The organism is Kurthia sp. YJT4 (assembly GCF_030219945.1).
GTDB classification, from domain to species: Bacteria; Bacillota; Bacilli; order Bacillales_A; family Planococcaceae; genus Kurthia; species Kurthia gibsonii.
In genome coordinates, this window is record NZ_CP126689.1 from 883432 (window position 1) to 903908 (window position 20477).

Sequence of the window (20477 nt, forward strand, 5' to 3'; positions counted from 1 at the left end):
AAAATGGCTGGGATATACGTGTAAAAATACTCCCCCATATGAGCATAAGAAAAACTGGAATCACGCTTTGAGGTGGTTCCAGTTTGTTTTTTTTGTGCTTAAAAATAAAAATCTTTTTTTGCTTGTACGCGCTTCTTTTTACTTTCATCGAAGTACGAATACCATGTGACGTAATGGAAATCTCGTTGGTTTTCATCTTTCTTTACATGTTTAACTTTCTCGACTTTTTCAATTTTTAGTGTAGGAAGAATGGTATCTAATTGAATTTCATTTGAGTCGAATCCTACTACACCACCAGGATGCAAAATCATATACGTTTGTAATTCCTGTTGGGATAATTGATCTAGACGTATTCCGCTTTGTAGATACATTTTTGTGAGGTCATGTGAGCTAGAAGCGACTTCCTTTACATCAAATTTTTTAGTTTGTTGATTATAGTCGAATCGAACGCCCATCATTTTCTCGTTCTTTAACGACATATACAAACAGATGCCTGTAATCTCATTTCGATCATTGTAGTAAAGCATTTTCGTCGTTTCTTCTAAGTTATGAATCGGTACCTTTTGTTTTGCCGTTTTGTTATATGCTTTGAGATGATTTTTTAGTTCTTTTAGTTGTTTAGGAGTTACCAAGTAGTTCCCGTAAAAAAATGCATCTTCTTTATGCAATTGACTCTGTGTTTTTCGTACATCTTTCCAAGGATAATGGATTGTATAAATGAATTCATTATCGTCGTATACAGGTAGTGCTACCGCATGATTCGATACAAATTCAGTCAGAGGTGCGGTCTTTTTGCCAAGTGTAATCTCTGTTTGTAATAACGGAACTTCTCTCTCTGGTAAAAGATAATTTGCAGAAATAGTAGAAGACAGTTCGGTTTGCGCTGCTGAAATTTCTCGACTCATCGTCTTTTTTTCATCTAAATACGTTGGTGCAATATTCACATCGATTTTATAAATACCTGGAATTAAATTATTTATATCGGTATTTTTAATCGAAAGTTCAATATTTGCTGTTGGTTGAACGAGAGCCGTCTTTTTCGCACGTATTTGATAAGGTTTGAAGTAAGAATTATTTTTCACCGCTTTAAAATACGGCAATACATATACCTCTCCCTTTTTCTTCACAAGTTCAATTAATGCATGCACTTCTTCTTCTGAAATAGATGTGCCATCATGATGTGTTATGATCTTTTGTAGTTCACCTTCATCTCGTTCATCGAGTGCCTGTTCAAAGCGTTCAACCATTTTATCTTTTGAATGATTCGCACGATTTGCAGAAACGATTAAAAAAGTACTCGATAGTGCAAGACATAGACCAGTAAAAATCATTGTAAAAAGTAAAATTCTTTTAGTATAAGGAGAATGTACTTTTTCACCACATACGTTACATCGCAATGTATTGTTTGGTAGTTCATGTAGACATTTAGGACAATGTGTAGGTTTATTCTTTAACAATTTCAGCTACCTCCCAGCTATAGTCTCTTTTTTTAAGGTCAACTTTTAATTGTAAATTATATGAAGATAGGTGCAAGATGACGCGATTTTCATTTTTTACGTCAATGGATTTAATTTTTTGTTGTGGATAGTTGAATAAATAAGCATATTCGGATGAAATTTCGGCAAATAACGCGTTTTGTAGATGCATGTTAAAAAGTGCTTTTAAATCTTCTTGCGATAAGTAAAGTGGGTTTAAAGTTAAATAGCGCATCCACTTATTTGCTTTTTCATCACTTTCAAATACAGCGTGATTGTTTTGATAATAGGATAAATTGTGTAATTCAAAATGATGTTTAGATGACTTAAATAAGAAATGTGCTGTTAGATGCGTTTTTTTTGCATCATTTACATAATACTGTGCAATTACACCATTCAATTCATTTTTCTTGTTCAGAGCAGGTATGACGGAAATCAGAGAAAAATCTTCATTTATAATGGGAATCCTATTCATTTTCTTTTTGAAAGACATAGTTGTAAATGCTTGTTCATCTTTTAACAAAGCTTTTTTTAGTGTTGCCTCTAGTTGTTTTTGTTGTTTCACTGTTAAAAATCTTATGTTTATAAAATCAGTAAACTGCTCTATACTCGATTCCTTCTGATGTAAATCTCCCCAAGGTGCATGAAAAGTATATTCCACTCGAAATGGTTCTTGTGCATAAACTGAAATGGGGCTATTCATCATTAAGTGAGAAAGTGATGTTTGTACATTTTGCTTTTTGACAGTTATAAACGGTAAAATCGATTCAAAAATAGAATTAAATTTGAATGAAACCGTTGTTTCTGTGATTTCAGGTATCGTATCTGGACTTGATAGTGGAGCACTTACAACTGTGCTTGAAGGAAAAGAATCAGATAGCATTGTTACGCGAACTGGGTAGACTCCTGGGATTAATGGTTCTTTTACTTGATGAAAAGCATAGCTCATGTTACGTCTCTTTTTGATTAATGAAACAGAAGGTGCCGTTACGCGATAGGGTTTTATATGTGAATTTGTTTTAATAGGACGAAATAAAGCGACTGTTTGCACTTCACCAAGCGTTGAAATTAATTGGATGAGTGCTTTTGCTTCATGTGCTTGAACTTTTGTTTGATCTTCATGAATTAATAATTTTTGTAAAGTACGTTCATCTCGTTCGCTAATCGCTTTTTCAAACTGCGACATGACATTTTCTTTTGAATAATTCGCTCGTTGCAATGAAAAAAATAAAAAAGAAGTAGAGCAGAGTAAACATAAACAAATAAAAGCGGTTGTCATACGAATGATTTTCTTTTTATTTATGGGTTGTTTTGTATGACAAATTGAGCATGTTTTTTCATTCTTTTGAAGTACATGTAAACATTTCACGCAAATTTTTTCCATAATCATCCACTCCTTCTAATTAGAAGTATAGCGAATTCAAATTTCCTTTACAATCAATGTTTTACAAAAATCGGTTACGGGAAAAGTTCAAAGACATAAATGAAATAGTAGGAGGAGATAACTTTTGAAACAACCTAAGATGATACTCCTATTCATGCTCTTTTTTTGTTGTTCTATTTTTTATGTACAGCAAACAAAAGCAGCAAGTGAACCTGTTGTTCGTGCTAATGAAATCGAACGGGGCATTTGGCAAGTTGACACACCACGACCTACAGCTAAACAATTAATGAAATTATATGCAATTGAAGTAATTGGAAGTACAAAACGTGTCATTGTAGATGATGCCTCAGTTAATTATCATCAAACAGGAACGTACACAATTCGTTTTTTAATAGATGGTCAAGTTCTTGCGACTGTGCCGATGATTATACAAGAACAAACACCTCTCCCAGTCCCTTATGATTTGTTATTCGAACGTGACCTTGATGAAAAAGAGTCACTCAAAACATTTATGATGACGGCACTTTTTGGTGGAAAAATGGCTGATTATACACTTGAATGGCTTGCACAACCACCTGTATTGAATGAAGTTGGAACCTACATAGCGCCACTTCGCCTGATAGATTCCTATGGACGACAAGTACAAAAAACTGCAACGATTCGCGTACTTAACCGGAAAAAGCCACAATTCACAATTGATCGTAAGCATGTTTACTATCATCAAGGAGAGCGCATGACACAAGACCAAGTAATAAAGGATGCAAATATTACAGTACAAGAACGTTCCACTGTAACAGAGGTTCAAATTGATTTATCACAGGTGAATCGTTTTAAAGAGGGACGATATACGGCAATGGTCACAGCAAAAGATACAGCAGGAAATGAAGCAACACCTCAAGAAATGTTCATTCATATCGGGCGAAAAGAGATGAATGAATTACAATATGAGTTAGGCGAGCCAATCTCGATACAGAAATTAAAGCGTGATTTAGCTCCTTTATCAATTCAAGGAATGGACTTAACACAAGTCGACTTTAAAAAAATTGGACATTATGAATTACCTGTCTATTTAAATAACCGCCAAACTAAACAAATTCCTCTCACAATTCTAGATACAACCCCTCCAACTATTTCAATCCAAAAGAAAAAATATGTGTATGAACAAGGTGATGACATAACTGTAGAAAAAATTTTAAAAGACTTACAAGCGACAATTCGTGACTATGACCGAACGGATTTAACATTAGAATTATCAAAACCAATTGAAGAAATTCGCCGATCAGGGAAGCATAAAATACAACTAATCGGACGTGACAGAAGTGGAAATGAAACCTTTATCCCTGTTCAAGTCGATGTCTTAGAACATGCATGGATTAGTTCGGGACAACGTGGAGATTCGAAAAATACAAACAAATTATTTAAAACAAAAACGATTACAGCTGAAGCGAATCAAGTAGGGCAAGAAACAGAAATTTTAAAAGCGAATCATCATACAACAACGGTGAAAACGAGTGACTCGCCTATTCTGCCCATTAAAAAGTGGCTACCCATTGGAGTTTTTCTTTTATTAATTGGTATGCTCGTATTTCTTCGCACGAAGCGAGTATTGCGAAAAAATACGTTCTTTCATCGTCGCTCTTTAAAATGAGAAACCTGCTTTTTTCAAGTTTCCACATATGATACTATATGAAAGGAAATAAAGAACGGAGATGAAGCAAATATGGCATTTATGTCAACATTACACACCGATACAATGGAGTTTGCTAAAAGAGTAGAGGCGAAAATCAAACCTCAATTTGAACGAGTAGAAGAATTGGCTTTTTATAATCAACAAAAAGTACTACATGCATTTGCTAAAAATCATGTGAGTGAAAACCACTTTGCAGGAACAACAGGTTATGGTTACGATGACGAAGGTCGCGATAATTTAGAACGTGTTTATGCAGATGTTTTTGGTGCAGAAGCAGCGCTCGTACGCCAACAAATCATTTCAGGTACACATGCCATCACATTAAGTTTATTTGGCGTATTACGTCCAGGAGATGAATTAATGTATGTTACAGGGCAACCGTATGATACATTACAATCTATTGTAGATGGCGGTGATCAAGATACAGGGTCATTAAAAGACTTTGGGATTGATTATCAACATATTGATTTAACAGCAGATAACAAAGTAGACTGGACAGCTGTAGAACAAGCTGTATCAAGTAAAACACGCGTTATGGCGATTCAGCGCTCAAAAGGTTATGCAGAACGTCCTTCATTTACAATTGATGAGGTAGGAGAAATCATTCGAAAAATTCGTGCGATTAAAGAAGATGTCATTATTTTCGTCGATAATTGCTACGGTGAATTTGTAGAAGCGATAGAACCAACAGAGTTAGGTGCCGATTTAATGGCAGGTTCATTAATTAAAAATCCTGGCGGTGGCTTAGCAAAAGTGGGTGGCTATATTGCAGGGAAAGCGAAATACGTCGAGCAATGTGCCTACCGTATGACAACACCAGGGATTGGTGCAGAAGCAGGTCCATCATTGAATACATTGACAGATATGTATCAAGGCTTCTTCTTGGCTCCACACGTCGTATCGCAAGCAGTAAAGGGTGCTATTTTTGCAGCAGCTGCATTAGAAGAGATTGGGATGGTAGCGGAACCGAAGTTTGATGCAAAACGTACAGATTTAATTCAATCTGTGCAATTCCAAACACCAGAGCAAATGATTCAGTTCTGTCAAACAGTTCAAAAGAACTCACCTGTCAATGCACAGTTCGCACCAGAGCCAGCATTATTACCAGGTTATACGGATGATGTGATTATGGCAGCAGGAACATTTGTACAAGGTGCCAGTATTGAGTTTTCAGCAGATGGACCGATTCGCGCACCTTATACGGTGTATATGCAAGGTGGATTAACATATGAACATGTAAAATTCGCCATTTTAAGTGCGGTACAGGAATTACAAGCATAAAATAGTGTGTTTAGAGGCTGGAACAGAACAAATCCCGTATGATTTCGAAAAAAATCATACGGGATTTGCTATGTTGAAAATACTTTTGTCTCAGGCACTGCATATTCACTATTTTGAAAGCAAACACGAAAAATACGCTATATCTACAAAAGATAAAGCATTCACATTAACAACTGATAATCAAAAAAAAATGGAGCGATTATATAGGTTTAAAGCCGTCATCTAAATATCGAAAAATTATTATTCAAGTACCCCAAATGAATATTCAAGAAATGAGTTTATCTTCAAATGGTGGTAATCTTTTATTTGAAAAACTAAATGTAAGAAAAAAACTTAATCTAGAAAATAAAAATGGTACTGTAAAAGGAAGTATTATTGGTAATGAATCGGATTTTTCTATTCATTCCAAAGTTAAGAAGAGCAAGAGCAATATAAAAAGTAATAATGGAAATAAAGAAAAGCAGCTTCATTTAATAGGGAATAATAGTAAAGTAAATGTTGAATTTACTAAAGAATAAAATAAACTAGCTATTTCATAATTCAAACTTAAAAAAAGACTAAGGTGCAAATAAATATAACCTTAGTCTTTTTTTATAAGAATTTGTATTCATCTATATAAAAGAATGAATTGTTCGAAAAAAGTTATGTTAGTTTTTCTAACATGTAATTGACAACAAAGCTAACATCTAATAAAATAAAAGACATGGAAGGCGTGGTGAAGTACATGAATCGCGAAATCAGACGAACAATGCCGCTGTTGCCAATTAGTATTGTCATGCAATTAACTGATTTAACAGCACGTCAAATTCGTTACTATGAAGAGCATGAATTGGTTCAGCCTGCCCGCACTGAAGGTAATCGCCGTATGTTCTCATTGAATGACGTCGATATACTTTTAGAAATTAAAGATTTATTAGATCAAGGTATTAACATGGCAGGTATTAAAAAAGTATTTGCAATGAAGAATCAACCTTTAGAGCAACAGAAAAAAGATATTACGGATGCCGATTTAAGAAGAATCTTACGAGAAGAAATGCAACAAGCACAGCGTATGCAACGAACATCCATTAGACAAGGTGATTTATCTCGATTCTTCCAATAAGTAAGTCGAGTTTGTCAATAAAAATGAAAACAATTAGGAGTGTGGAGAAACATGGGGAAATATACGAAAGATGATATTCGTCGATTAGTACAAGAAAAAGAAGTGAAATTTATTCGTTTACAATTCACAGACATTTTAGGAACAATCAAAAACGTTGAAATTCCTGTATCACAATTAGAAAAAGCATTAGACAATAAAATGATGTTTGATGGTTCTTCAATTGAAGGGTTTGTACGTATTGAAGAATCAGATATGTATCTATTCCCAGATTTAGATACATTCATGATTTTCCCTTGGACAGTGGACAAAGGTGCTGTATGTCGTTTTATCTGTGATGTTTATAATCCAGATGGTACACCGTTTGCAGGAGACCCACGTAATAACTTACGCCGCATTATTAAACGCATGGAAGACATGGGCTTCACAGATTTCAACTTAGGACCAGAACCAGAATTCTTCCTATTTAAATTAGATGAAAAAGGCGAACCAACTCTAGAGTTAAATGACCACGGCGGTTATTTCGACTTAGCACCAACAGATCTTGGTGAAAACTGTCGTCGTGATATCGTATTAGAATTAGAAGAGATGGGCTTTGAAATTGAAGCTTCTCACCATGAAGTGGCACCAGGGCAACATGAGATTGACTTCAAATATGCGGATGTATTAACAGCTTGTGATAACATTCAAACATTCAAATTAGTTGTAAAAACAATTGCACGTAAACATGGTTTACACGCAACATTCATGCCAAAACCAATCTTTGGTTTAAGTGGTTCAGGTATGCACTGTAACGTTTCACTATTTACAGATGGTAAAAACATGTTCGTAGACGAAGAAGCACCAATGCAATTATCAGAAACAGCAATGCAATTCATGGCTGGCGTATTAAAACACGTTGAAGGTTTTACAGCGGTGACAAACCCAACAGTAAACTCTTACAAACGTCTTGTACCAGGTTATGAAGCACCTTGCTATATCGCATGGTCAGGTCAAAACCGTTCACCATTGGTTCGTATTCCAGCTTCACGTGGTTTATCTACACGTATCGAAGTGCGTTCAGTAGACCCTGCAGCAAACCCATATTTAGCACTTGCTGTTATTTTAGAATCAGGTCTAAACGGAATCGAAAACAAATTAACACCACCACCAGCAGTAGATCGTAACATCTATGTGATGAGTGCAGAAGAACGCGAAGAAGCAGGTATTGGTAACTTACCAGTTAACTTAGATGATGCATTGCAAGCACTTGCTAAAGACCCAGTTGTACAAGGGGCTCTAGGTTCTCACATTTATGAAAACTTTAGAGAAGCAAAAGAAATCGAGTTCGATATGTTCCGTACACAAGTTCACCAATGGGAACGCGATCAATATTTAAAAACGTATTAATCAGGTAGAATCCAACTCTATTTAACTATAATAAAAGCCGGAATTACGCTGTGACGTGATTCCGGTTTTTTGCTTTGACCTAAAAGAATCCAATTTTTTTACCTAAATCATTTACTACTCGCTGTAGAGGTAGGTGCTGGAATATCAAAATGAATTTCTGTTTGGTCTGCTGTAAAATTTGGTTTATATACGAGTTCGTATGAATCGGCTGGCTTCACATCAAAATATAGTTTTCCATCTGCTTGTTCTTCGCGATTGACTTCTTCTGATAAGGGCAATTCTTCATAACCATGATAGCCGACTGCTTTTTCACCTTTTGAAACGAGGTCGAAATCATGTCGATCGATAAAAATAGAATCCTTACTATTATTTCGCACGTCGACATCAATCGTCACGATTTTTCCTTTTTTCGATTTTGTAAATTGTATGGGATCTGTCTGTTTTGCATCTGTAATTTTGACAATGACATCATCAATTTTTATTGTATCACCTAATTGATAGGCCTCATCTGTTTTTGTTGAATTGCTTCGCTCCTCACCGCCCACTTTTTCAACAGAAGTCTGGCTGCAAGCTGTTAATAGTAAAAGAACTGTAATCGGTAATGTATAAAATGCTTTTTTCATGCCAAGTCCCCTTTCGCTCAATTATCGTCATTAACCATACCCGAATGCGTTTTAATCTATGCACAAGACGGGTATGGAGATTTGAAAAGGGACTGTGGAAATGTAGATGAAAAAAGTTTTATTCTATTATTTGTATGTATTTTAGGATTTACGTCATTTCAAATAGAAGGAAGCGCTACGAAAACTAAAAATAGTCCATGAAAAAACTAGGTGGTATTCATCAATCAACCAACTCCTTACTATAAAAAAATGAATGGTAAAAAGTTAGGAACTATCCCAGATAGTTTTACAAATAAAAAAGGAGTCTATACACCGAATGTTTTAAAAATAACACACTATGTCAATACGAAATGGGCAAAAATCCATTTTTCAAAAACACTAAATGGAAAAAAGAGTACAGCCTATATTCCAACTAAGTATATACGCGCAAATACATTTTCATTAGAGTATGGAATTATTAAAAATTCTAAAACTGCATTGAAAGCAGGTATTACAAAAAAATCAAAAACCATTCATATCATTCCATACGGAACACGGTTATCCATTATACAAGTACGCACATTAGGAACGCGAACATTTTATCATGTAACATATTATAAAAATGGAAAATCATACAAAGGGTATATAACGGAAAAATCCATCCAATTATAAGGAGGAGAAGGAGATATTGAATGTATCTGTTCAATACTCCTTTTATTTTTTAAAAATAGCAATTGACAATCAACTAAGATAATCTATAATAAAGCAGTAATGATTATCATTCTCATTTGAAAGGAGGCGCACATATGCGATTACAAGTAAATCAAATTCGTGTGGGGTATGACGAAAAAACAATCGTTCATGATTTAACGATTACGATTCCAGATGGAAAAGTAACCACAATTATTGGTGCCAATGGTTGCGGAAAGTCAACTCTTTTAAAAGCGATTACACGTATCATCCCCTATCAATCTGGTGCAGTGATTTTAGACGGTGAAAATATTCAAAAGACAAATACAAAAAAGCTAGCGCAAGAATTAGCGATTTTACCGCAAAGTCCTGAAAGTGCTAGCGGATTATTAGTTGAAGAGCTCGTATCCTATGGACGTTATCCATATCAAAAAGGATTTGGAAATCTAACAGAAAAAGATCGTAGCGTGATTGAATGGGCACTTCAAGCAACTAATACAGCGATGTTTCGAAAACAGACTGTGGACGCACTCTCTGGTGGGCAAAGACAACGTGTATGGATTGCGATGGCACTCGCACAAGAAACCGACATCATCTTTTTAGATGAGCCAACTACCTACTTAGATATGGCACATCAGTTAGAAGTACTTGAATTGCTTCAGGAATTAAATGAAAAAGAAGGACGTACAATCGTCATGGTATTACATGATCTCAATCAAGCTGCACGTTTTTCAGATTATATGATTGCTTTGAATCAAGGACACTTAATCAAAGAAGGCACACCTGAAGAAGTCATGACGCACGATACATTAGAACATGTATTTCAAATTGATGCTGTTATTGGTGAAGACCCACGTACGAAAAAGCCAATGTGTGTCACTTATAATTTAATTGAAGAAAAAGTGGATGAACCAATTCCATCTATTCAACGATAAAAAGGAGCTTATTTATGAAAAAATTAATAATAGCATTCATCGCATTAATGGTTTTAGCATTAGCTGCATGTGGTGGAAAAGAAGAAACAAAAGATAAAAAAGAAGATTCAGGTACATTCACGTATAAAGCTGTAAATGGTGATATTAAGGTACCAAAAAATCCGAAGCGTGTAGTAGTTCTAGCAGGCTATACAGGTGATTTAATTAAATTAGGTATTCCAGTTGTAGGAGCAGATCAGTGGTCAATGGATAACCCACAATTTAAAGATGCTTTAAAAGATGCGAAATTAATTTCCGATGAGGACGTTGAAAAAATTGCAGAATTAAAACCGGACTTAATCATCGGATATGATACAGTTAAAAATAAAGAGAAAATCGAAAAAATCGCGCCAACTGTATTATTCACATATAATGCATACGATTATTTACAACAAGCTGTAGAAATCGGTAAAGTAGTCAATAAAGAAAAAGAAGCACAAGCATGGGTGGATGACTTTAAAACACGTGCAGCAGATACTGGAAAAGAAATTAAAGCAAAAATTGGTGAAGATGCTACAGTATCGGTCATCGAATCATTCGGTAAAGAAATCTACGTTTACGGTAATAACTGGGGACGTGGTACAGAAATTTTATATCAAGCAATGAAATTAAACATGCCAGAAGCTGTTAAAAAAGATGCTTTAAAACAAGGGTATTATGCTGTATCAAGTGAAGTATTAAAAAAATATGCAGGCGATTACATGATTTTATCTGTATTCGGTGATCAAGATCCAGCATTCACAAAAACAAAATACTATAAAGAAATTCCAGCCGTTAAAAATAATCGCGTATTCCGTGTCAATGCAAATGAATTTTATTTCAATGACATGATGACACTTGATTTCCAATTAGATTTCTTTAAAAAGTCATTTTTAGGAAAGTAAAATGATGATAATAAAAAGAGGTTATCCATAGCTGGGTAACCTTTTTTACATAGAAAGGACGGAGGAAAATATGCTGAAATTATTTCGATCATGGTCACTTTGGCTCCAATTGCTTATCGCCTTCGTACTCTTACTCATTACTATATTTTTTGCGATTTCACTCGGAGCGGCCGTCATACCACTTCAAGATGTATGGCATGCAATTTGGTCGAGTGAGGGTGGCGAGAAAATTGATATTTTACGAGAAATACGATTCCCTCGTGTGGTTGCAGCAGTCTTTGTAGGGGCGGCTTTAGCAGTAGCAGGTGCAATTATGCAAGGTGTAACACGTAATCCATTAGCAGACCCAGGTTTACTGGGGCTTACTTCAGGAGCAAATGCCGCATTAGCCATTGGTCTCGTTGTTGTTCCAAAACTCGATTATATGGGTTCTGTTATTGCCTGTTTAATCGGCGCTGCTGTTGGTATGGGGATTGTGTACGGTATTAGTGCCACAAGTAGAAAAGGAATGTCTCCTTTAAAATTAGTATTAGCAGGGGCTGCTGTTTCGATGTTTTTACAAGCAGTAGCAGATGGTACAGGTCTATTATTCAAAATTTCAAAGAATGTTTCGATGTGGACATCAGGTGGTTTACAAGGTATTACATGGAGTGCTTATATCGTTATGCCACTTATCATCATTGCATTAATCGGTAGTATTCTTATTAGTCGACAACTAACGATTCTAAGTTTAAATGAAGAACTAGCTGTAGGACTTGGACAAAAAACGATGCAAATTAAGACGATTATGTTCATCATCGTCGTGTTACTAGCAGGGAGTGCGGTTGCGTTAATCGGTAACTTAGCCTTCGTCGGTTTAATGATTCCGCATATTGTTCGTACATTCGTTGGTGGCGATTACCGAGCAGTTATTCCAATGTCGATGATTGTAGGCGGTATGTTTATGGTCATCGTTGATTTGATTGGACGCACGATGAATGCACCATATGAAACACCTGTTGTGGCACTCGTTGTTGTGATTGGTCTACCATTCTTCTTAATTTTAGTGAAGAGGGGAGGGCGTTTCTTTGCTTAAAAAGAGTACGTATACATTTTATTTAGCGATGGGTGTCTTTTTAGTTATTTGTTGTGCTTTTTTAGGGTTATCTGTTGGTTATTCTTCAATGGGTTTTCGAAGTGTGATTGCTACATTCTTCGGTTACGGTGAAGTGTCAGATGAATTTATTTTATTCTCTATTCGTTTACCACGTATTTTAATTTTAATTTTAGCAGGTGTTGCGTTAGCAGTGGCTGGTGCAGTACTTCAAACATTGACAAAGAACGACCTAGCAGACCCTGGGATTATCGGGATTAATGCAGGTGCAGGTGTTGGAATTACGGTACTTTACTTATTTGCAAAAGGAGAGCTAACGAATTTTTCATATGCATTACCGATTGTTGGGTTTGTCAGTGCGATTATAACAGCTCTCCTCATCTATAGTTTTTCTTATGAACGAAATCGTGGGATTCAACCATTCCGATTAATTCTTGTCGGTGTTGGATTTGCAGCGGCTTTATCGGGCATCATGGTCATGCAGATTTCTTCAGCAAATCGCTCAGATGTCGACTTTATTGCAGGGTGGTTAGCAGGGAATGTTTGGGGAGCCGATTGGCCGTTTGTATGGGCTCTACTTCCATGGGTACTCATTCTCGTTCCATTTACTATAATGCGTTCGAACCATTTGAACATTTTAGGGCTAAGTGAGCCGATGGCAGTAGGATTAGGTGCTTCATTGAACAAACAGCGTATGTACTTCTTATTATTAGCAGTTGGTCTAGCAGCAGCTGCAGTATCTGTGACAGGCGGAATTGGCTTTATCGGTTTAATGGCCCCTCATATTGCCCGTTCACTTGTTGGACCACGCCATCAACGTTTTTTACCGATGACGATTGTCATTGGCCCGATTCTCTTATTAGTGGCAGATGCGATTGGTCGCTCGATTTTAACAGAATCGAGTATTCCAGTTGGGATTGTTGTCGCTATTATTGGTGCACCATACTTCTTATATTTATTAAAAAAACAAGTATAATAGATAGTAGAAGTAAGGAAACATCAGGAGGATTTTTATGAAAAAGTGGCTATTTGGTTTATCTATTTGTATGCTTATAGGCTTAACAGGATGTGGTGAACAAAATGTAGCACAGGCGCAGGAGCAAAAATACGGTATGAATTTAGATTTAGCACGTCGCCCTTATACAATCGATGTTTTAAAGAAGTATATAGATGATGTGAAAAAATCAGGCGGGAACTATGTACATCTTCATTTAACCGATGATGAAAACTATGCATTAGAGAGTCGACTTTTAGGACAGCCAGCAAAAAAATCATGGCAGCAAAAAGACGGACTCTATCGCAATCCATTAACGAAGCAAACCTTTTTATCGATGAAGCAGATGCGCTCTTTAGAAGCGTATGCGGCGAAGAAAAAGATTGAATTAATACCCGAGATTGATATACCTAGTCATATGGGAGCTATTTTAAAACTGTATGAAAAAGCGAATCCGAAGGTAGCGAAAAAGTTGGTGCGTGATGAGTGGAATCAAATTGCACCGAATCAGTCGAGTATAAGATTCGTACAAGCATTATATCGTGAAGTTTTACAAGCTTTACCGAAAACAAAAACGATGCATATTGGTGGAGACGAGATTGCCTATGATGAAGAAGATCATGTGAAATACATCCATTACTTCAATCAAATGAATCGTTATTTGCAAAAGAAGCATGTGCGTACATGGATTTGGAATGATTCTTTATTGAAGGCAGATTTAAAAAAGTTAGATCAAACGATTGCGATTACATTTTGGAGTTGGACGGGTGAACCCGAAAGTACAACTGAAAAGAAGCATCGTGAAAAAGTTCGTCCCAGTGCGCCACAGTTAATAAAAGCAGGACACACAGTGTATAATTATAATGATTACTACTTATATGTAGATTTTACATCAAAAGGTTCAATTCGTTCGGATTTGCAGTATATGAAACAAGATATTAAAAAGAACTGGACGTTAGGGAGATGGAATTCATCTCATCAGCAAACTACGTCAAAAATTTCTGGTGCAGCCATCTCTATATGGGGAGAAGGTTCAAAGAAATCTACAGCCGACCAAGTTTACAACTATACGAAAGAATTGTTTCCGACAATGATGAAAAAGGTAAAGTAGTAGTAATACATTATTTTTGAGGGGTGTTTTGATGTCTATTTATGATTTAGACGTTACATTAGAAGATGGAAAAACGTATTCAATGAAAGAGTACGAAGGAAAAGTATTATTGATTGTGAATACAGCATCAAAATGTGGTTTTACACCGCAATTCAAAGAACTCGAAGAATTGTATCAAAAGTATAAAGACAAAGGATTAGTCGTACTCGGCTTCCCATCAAATCAGTTCAAGCAAGAATTAGATTCAGGTGAAGCGGCAGCAGAACAGTGTCGTTTACAATATGGTGTTACGTTCCCGATGCATGAATTAGTTCATGTAAATGGTAAAGATGAGCATCCATTATTCACGTATTTAAAAGAACATTCAAAAGGGTTTTTAGGTAGTAGCATTAAGTGGAATTTCACAAAGTTCCTTGTAGATCGCGACGGTCATGTCGTGGCGCGTTATGCATCGAAAGATAAGCCAAGTCAGTTTGAGGAAGATATTGTCAAATATTTAGAAATTTGATTGACAATTTAGACATTTTAAGATAATATATAAATTGTAAATCAATAGTGCTTGAATTGGTGTGAGGGAATCCTTGAATTCGCCTCGCTTAAAAGGGAAGCTGGTGTGACTCCAGCGCTGTCCCGCAACTGTAAATGTGAGTGTAGTAAGCATATCCACTGTCTTTAAATAGATGGGAAGGGGCTGTTACACAGTGACCATGAGCCAGGAGACCTGCCAATTCTACTGTGCATCTTTATTTACCTACGAGGATAGGTTGATGTTAGCTACTTATGTTTTTAGTAGATGACAGCTTTCCTGTGGGGGAAGCTGTTTTTTGTGCTCTCGTTACGATTCCCATTCAATGATTCAATACGACTATTTAGAACTCCCCAACTTCCGAATAGTATAATACAAAATTTGTTTCGTTACGGGACCTAACAGAACTAAACTCTAGAGAAGAAGGAATTGCGTGTTTATACGTGATTCCTTCTTTTTAATACAGTAAAATGTTTCGTTTACTTTAAAAATGTATAAATTATTTGTAAAGATATAGAAAAGCAATGTATTTAGTGCTACTATATGGACTATATATTTTGAGATGGAGAGTGAGGTTTCGGTAAATGACCGAACATGAGAAAAAAACAAAAATAAAGCAGGCGCGTTATCAAATTATTGCGGCTGACCTTGCCTCTAAGATTGTAGATCGAGAATATGAGGTTGGGCAAAAGCTATATGCACGTTCCTCATTAGCGAGTAAATATGGTGTTTCATCTGAAACGGCGCGCCGTGCCATTGCAGTACTACAAGATTTAGGAATCGTTCAAGCTACAAAGGGGAGTGGCGTCTTCATCAAGTCTTATGAAGAAGCTGCAAAATTTGTACATCAATTAAAAGATGTGCAATCAGTCAATGAAATTCAGCATGATGTCTTTCAATCCATCGCCAAACAAAAAGAAGAATTAGAGCGCTTGGAACAACTGTCACAAGAGTTAGTGTCGCGAACAAATCGTTTTCATTCGCTCAATCCATTTGCACCATTCAACGTGACTGTAACATCGGAATGCCTGTATTTAGATATGACCATTCAAGAATTAAATTTCTGGCAAAATACGACAGCTACAATTGTCGGGATTCGTCGCGGTGAAACGATTTTATTATCACCTGGACCATATGCATCAATTAAAGAAAATGATGTACTATACTTTATTGGAAATGAAGCATCTTTCGATATTGTAAAAAATTTTTTATACAAAGGATAAATCGACTTTTTAAAAGGTATATAAACCTTGTTGTGACAAGGATTCATAAACATAAAATAATGATAGGAAATGCCATGTTTCTCCCAGGGGAAACATGGCATTTTGATGCTTACATTTGACATAAGTAACAACTTTTTGTTAGGGTTAAGTTGTTACTTATTTTGTAACAAACTGATATCGCAACGAATTGAGGTGTAGCTCTTGGCTAAAATAAGAGTGGAAAACGTAAGTAAAATTTTCGGAAAAAAAATTACACAAGCAGAAGAGCTTGTAAAGAAGGGGAAAAGTAAATCAACTATTTTAAAAGAAACAGGTGCAACTGTTGGTGTTTATGATGCAAGCTTTGAAGTAAAAGAAGGTGAAATCTTCGTTATTATGGGTTTATCAGGTAGTGGTAAATCAACACTTGTACGATTACTTAATCGTTTAATCGAACCAACAACAGGGCAAATTTACATTAACGATGCAGATGTATCGAAAATGAATAAAACACAATTACGACAAGTGCGAAGAAATTCAATTAATATGGTCTTTCAGAATTTTGGGTTATTCCCACATCAAACGATTTTAAAAAATACCGAATATGGATTAAAGGTTCGAGGGGTTCCAAAGGAAGAGCGTAAAGTCAAAGCTGAAAAAGCACTTGAGAACGCGGGACTCATTGATTTCAAAGATCAATATCCAAAGCAATTATCCGGTGGTATGCAGCAACGTGTAGGTCTTGCACGGGCACTCGCAAACGATGCCGAAATTGTTCTAATGGATGAAGCCTTTTCAGCCCTCGACCCTTTAATACGGAAAGAGATGCAAGATGAGTTGTTAGAACTTCAACAAAATATGAAGAAGACAATTATCTTTATTACGCATGATTTGAATGAAGCACTACGCATTGGTGACCGAATCGCCATTATGAAAGATGGACAAATCATTCAAATTGGTACGGGTGAAGAAATTCTAACAAATCCAGCTGATGAATATGTAAGTAGCTTCATTGAAGACATCGACCGTTCTAAAGTATTAACAGCTGAAAACATCATGGTGAAACCAGTAACGATTAATCCGGCACATGATGGACCAAAAATGGCATTAAAACGTATGAAAGATGAACAAGTGAGTATGGTATTAGCAGTGACACCGCCAAAACAATTAGTTGGCTACATAACTGCAGACGACGCATTACGTTGTGCAAAAGAAGGCCAAACAAATTTAATCAATTGTGTACAACAAGATATTTTAACAGTGCCACACGATTTACTATTAGAAGAAGTGTTGCCAATTATTTCAGACTCAAAAACACCAGTAGCTGTTATGAAAAATGATCAGCTAGTTGGGGTTCTTATTCGCGGTGTAGTGATTGAAGCTCTCGCAAAAGAAACATCTGCGGAGGTGACGGCACATGAATAATTTACTCGATCAAATTCCGATGATGCCACTTGCAAAATGGACGAATAATGCAATGGATTATATTACGGAACACGGACAAGGTTTCTTTGATGCAATTCAAGAGAATACAGAAAGCATGATGCTTGCCGTTACAGATTTCTTACTTATGGTTCCAGCAATTGTATTTATTTTATTAGTTGCAGTATTAGCATTTTTTGCAACGAAGAAAAAACTCGGTTTAACGATTTTCGCAGTACTTGGTTTACTGTTTATTTATAACCAAGGATTATGGAGTGACTTAATGAATACGGTCACGCTTGTACTATTTGCGAGTTTAATTTCGATTATTATCGGGATTCCTGTTGGTATTTGTATGTCAAAAAGTAGAGTATTTGAAAGTATTATGAAGCCGGTTTTAGACTTCATGCAAACAATGCCAGGTTTTGTGTACTTAATTCCAGCTGTTGCATTCTTCGGTATTGGTTTAGTACCAGGGGTGTTTGCTTCGATTATTTTCTCAATCCCACCAACGATTCGTTTTACGAATTTAGGGATTCAGCAAGTACCAAAAGAATTAATTGAGGCATCAGAATCTTTCGGTAGTACAGGACCACAGAAATTATTCAACGTAGAACTACCATTAGCAAAATCAACAATTATGGCTGGTGTAAACCAAACGGTTATGCTATCGCTATCAATGGTTGTTATTGCATCGATGATTGGTGCAGAAGGTTTAGGTCAAAAAGTATTAACAGCTGTACAAAGAGCAGACGTTGGACCAGGTTTTGTAGCTGGTTTAGCACTTGTTATTTTTGCAATCTTAATTGATCGTTTAACACAAAGTTTCAATACTAAAAAAGGGTAGGGTGAATTAGATGAAATTTTCAAAAACAATGAAAGCAGCAGGACTAGCTTTAGGTCTTGGTCTATCAGCAGTCCTTGCTGGATGCGGTAACTCTTCAAGTTCAGATAAGTCAGATCCAACTGTTGAACTTGCATATGTAGAATGGGATACAGAAGTAGCTTCAACAAATGTTATTGCTGAAGTTTTAAAAGAAGAAGGCATTAAAGTCAAAACAACTTCACTTGATAATGCAGTGATGTGGGAAGCTGTCGCAAATAACAAAGCAGATGCAATGGTAGCTGGATGGCTACCACATACACATGGTGCGCAATATGATAAGTATAAAGACCAAGTAGAGGATTTAGGTGTTAACTTAAAAGGTGCTAAAATTGGTTTAGTTGTACCAGATTATATGAAGGTTGATTCAATTGAAGATTTAAAAGACCAAGCGAAAAAAGAAATCACAGGTATTGAGCCAGGAGCAGGCATCATGGGTGCTACAGAAAAGGCTTTAAAAGATTATAAAAACTTAAGTGATTGGAAACTAAAACAATCTTCTTCAGGTGCGATGACTGTAGCACTTGGTCAAGCTATCAAGAAGAAAGAAGATATCGTTATTACAGGATGGGCACCACACTGGATGTTCCAAAAATATGATTTAAAATTCTTAAAAGATCCGAAGAAAGTATATGGTGGCGAAGAACAAATTCATACATTCGCTTCTAAAAAGCTAAAAGAGAAATCACCAGATGCTTATAAAATTTTGAAAAACTTTAACTGGACAACAGATGATATCGAATCAGTTATGTTAGATATTCATGATGGTACACCACCAGAACAAGCTGCAAAAACTTGGATTAAAGAAAACCAAACAAAAGTAGCAGAGTGGACAAAATAATCGTGTAATAAATAAATCCTATGTAGTGAACATATGAAAGTTCACGCATAGGATTTTTTACATTAAAAAACGAGGTCTACGCACGGTAAGACCTCGTTTTTAATCAATTAACCACGTCCGCCCATTGGCTCTGAAGCACGTTGATTAAAGATTGAAATATGGTGTAATTTTTTTGTTTTTGTTGGACCAACAAATTTAAGTGTATTTTTTCCAACTTTGTAATTTAAAATCGTGTCTTTACCGTTATAAGTTGTTGAAGATGGCTTACCACCAACAGCTATAATATCTGAAAATGTAATATCAGATAGTTTAAATGAAGAATCAGGCGCTACGAAAGTACGCACATCATAAACACGATCTCCGCGTCCAATAGCAAAAGCATAGGTTACTTTGCCTTTCTTTTTGTACTCAATATAGTTCGTATTGTTAGAGAATGTTGTAGCGGGTTTTCCCCATTTGTTTGTAATGTCTTCATAAACTGATTTTCCACTCTCAAATGGAACACCTTCTGTCATACCATTTTTCGCTGTTTTGAATTGGTTTTGTAAAAAATCACGTAAGATAGGTTTTACCGTGTCTTTTGATTTTGTTTCGATTTTTTTAGAAGAAGTAGATGTTACAGTAGTGTCTTCTTTTTTACTAGCCTCTGTTTGTACATCCTCTGTTTGTACATCTTCTGTTTTCGCTGTCGTGTTTTCAGCTGCCTGTGTTTTCGGCACTTCCTTTTCAGGAGTTGCTTCTGGCTCTCCGCAAGCAACAAGTAGCAGTGAAGAAGCTGCAAGTAAACTAGCTAGTTTTGTATAAGTTTTCATCGAATCTCCTCCTTTTAATCGTTTATATTCTCTATTAAATTATACCAAATAAAAAGAATACAACTACTACAAATAGCAGCAAAAATTGTTAAGAAGTTTCAATATTTGTTATCTTTTTGTTATAT

At 35.9% G+C, this 20477-nt stretch carries 20 protein-coding genes and 1 riboswitch; of the genes, 16 read left to right on the plus strand and 4 right to left on the minus strand.

What is annotated here, in order from left to right:
- Window positions 1-98: 98 nt before the first annotated feature.
- Complete coding sequence (locus QN089_RS04200; RefSeq protein WP_285216027.1) at window positions 99-1457, minus strand: zinc ribbon domain-containing protein; 1359 nt, start codon at window positions 1455-1457, stop codon at window positions 99-101.
- Window positions 1444-2859, minus strand: a complete 1416-nt coding sequence (locus tag QN089_RS04205; protein ID WP_285216028.1) for a zinc ribbon domain-containing protein — start codon at window positions 2857-2859, stop codon at window positions 1444-1446. Before QN089_RS04205 ends, QN089_RS04200 begins: the two co-directional genes overlap by 14 nt.
- 124 nt (window positions 2860-2983) lie before the next feature.
- Here QN089_RS04205 and QN089_RS04210 point away from each other — a divergent pair, with 124 nt between their 5' ends.
- From QN089_RS04210 to glnA, 5 genes are all read left to right on the plus strand, one after another.
- The gene (locus QN089_RS04210; protein ID WP_285216029.1) at window positions 2984-4507 is read left to right on the plus strand and encodes a hypothetical protein; all 1524 of its coding nucleotides are present in this window, start codon (window positions 2984-2986) and stop codon (window positions 4505-4507) included.
- A 72-nt stretch (window positions 4508-4579) separates the two neighbouring features.
- On the plus strand, window positions 4580-5830 hold the full coding sequence (locus QN089_RS04215; RefSeq protein WP_121176210.1) for a methionine gamma-lyase family protein: 1251 nt from the start codon (window positions 4580-4582) through the stop codon (window positions 5828-5830).
- A gap of 257 nt (window positions 5831-6087) precedes the next feature.
- The gene (locus QN089_RS04220; protein ID WP_141272477.1) at window positions 6088-6348 is read left to right on the plus strand and encodes a hypothetical protein; all 261 of its coding nucleotides are present in this window, start codon (window positions 6088-6090) and stop codon (window positions 6346-6348) included.
- Between the two features lie 206 nt (window positions 6349-6554).
- On the plus strand, window positions 6555-6932 hold the full coding sequence (locus QN089_RS04225) for a MerR family transcriptional regulator (protein ID WP_068454597.1): 378 nt from the start codon (window positions 6555-6557) through the stop codon (window positions 6930-6932).
- Between the two features lie 51 nt (window positions 6933-6983).
- The gene (glnA, locus tag QN089_RS04230) at window positions 6984-8318 is read left to right on the plus strand and encodes a type I glutamate--ammonia ligase (RefSeq protein ID WP_068454595.1); all 1335 of its coding nucleotides are present in this window, start codon (window positions 6984-6986) and stop codon (window positions 8316-8318) included.
- A 107-nt stretch (window positions 8319-8425) separates the two neighbouring features.
- Here glnA and QN089_RS04235 read toward each other — a convergent pair whose 3' ends face one another.
- Complete coding sequence (locus QN089_RS04235; RefSeq protein WP_285216030.1) at window positions 8426-8941, minus strand: DUF4352 domain-containing protein; 516 nt, start codon at window positions 8939-8941, stop codon at window positions 8426-8428.
- 210 nt (window positions 8942-9151) lie between these two features.
- Between QN089_RS04235 and QN089_RS04240 the strand changes: the two genes are divergently transcribed.
- From QN089_RS04240 to QN089_RS04290, 11 genes are all read left to right on the plus strand, one after another.
- Window positions 9152-9592, plus strand: a complete 441-nt coding sequence (locus QN089_RS04240; RefSeq protein WP_285216031.1) for a hypothetical protein — start codon at window positions 9152-9154, stop codon at window positions 9590-9592.
- A 134-nt stretch (window positions 9593-9726) separates the two neighbouring features.
- The gene (locus tag QN089_RS04245) at window positions 9727-10545 is read left to right on the plus strand and encodes an ABC transporter ATP-binding protein (RefSeq protein ID WP_285216032.1); all 819 of its coding nucleotides are present in this window, start codon (window positions 9727-9729) and stop codon (window positions 10543-10545) included.
- A gap of 14 nt (window positions 10546-10559) precedes the next feature.
- Window positions 10560-11468 carry an iron-hydroxamate ABC transporter substrate-binding protein gene (locus QN089_RS04250; protein WP_068454583.1) on the plus strand — a complete coding sequence of 303 codons (909 nt, stop codon included), beginning with the start codon at window positions 10560-10562 and terminating at the stop codon, window positions 11466-11468.
- A 70-nt stretch (window positions 11469-11538) separates the two neighbouring features.
- Window positions 11539-12543, plus strand: coding sequence for a FecCD family ABC transporter permease (locus QN089_RS04255; protein ID WP_285216033.1), 1005 nt, complete (start codon window positions 11539-11541; stop codon window positions 12541-12543).
- Window positions 12544-12571: 28 nt separating this feature from the next.
- Entirely contained in the window at window positions 12572-13537 is a 966-nt protein-coding gene (locus QN089_RS04260) for a FecCD family ABC transporter permease (RefSeq protein WP_285216412.1), read from the plus strand.
- Window positions 13538-13574: 37 nt separating this feature from the next.
- Complete coding sequence (locus QN089_RS04265) at window positions 13575-14666, plus strand: family 20 glycosylhydrolase (protein ID WP_285216034.1); 1092 nt, start codon at window positions 13575-13577, stop codon at window positions 14664-14666.
- A 31-nt stretch (window positions 14667-14697) separates the two neighbouring features.
- Window positions 14698-15174, plus strand: coding sequence for a glutathione peroxidase (locus tag QN089_RS04270; protein ID WP_068454575.1), 477 nt, complete (start codon window positions 14698-14700; stop codon window positions 15172-15174).
- Between the two features lie 40 nt (window positions 15175-15214).
- Window positions 15215-15409, plus strand: a riboswitch (cobalamin riboswitch).
- A 367-nt stretch (window positions 15410-15776) separates the two neighbouring features.
- Window positions 15777-16415 carry a GntR family transcriptional regulator gene (locus tag QN089_RS04275; RefSeq protein WP_068454572.1) on the plus strand — a complete coding sequence of 213 codons (639 nt, stop codon included), beginning with the start codon at window positions 15777-15779 and terminating at the stop codon, window positions 16413-16415.
- 201 nt (window positions 16416-16616) lie between these two features.
- Entirely contained in the window at window positions 16617-17819 is a 1203-nt protein-coding gene (locus QN089_RS04280; RefSeq protein ID WP_068454569.1) for a quaternary amine ABC transporter ATP-binding protein, read from the plus strand.
- Window positions 17812-18663, plus strand: coding sequence for an ABC transporter permease (locus QN089_RS04285; protein WP_068454566.1), 852 nt, complete (start codon window positions 17812-17814; stop codon window positions 18661-18663). The genes QN089_RS04280 and QN089_RS04285 overlap by 8 nt, the downstream gene beginning before the upstream one ends.
- A gap of 10 nt (window positions 18664-18673) precedes the next feature.
- Window positions 18674-19540: a glycine betaine ABC transporter substrate-binding protein gene (locus tag QN089_RS04290; RefSeq protein WP_285216035.1), complete on the plus strand. Its 867-nt coding sequence runs from the start codon at window positions 18674-18676 to the stop codon at window positions 19538-19540.
- Window positions 19541-19647: 107 nt separating this feature from the next.
- Here the strand turns inward: QN089_RS04290 and QN089_RS04295 are convergent, their stop codons facing one another.
- Window positions 19648-20352, minus strand: a complete 705-nt coding sequence (locus tag QN089_RS04295) for a DUF4309 domain-containing protein (protein WP_285216036.1) — start codon at window positions 20350-20352, stop codon at window positions 19648-19650.
- Window positions 20353-20477: the final 125 nt, after the last annotated feature.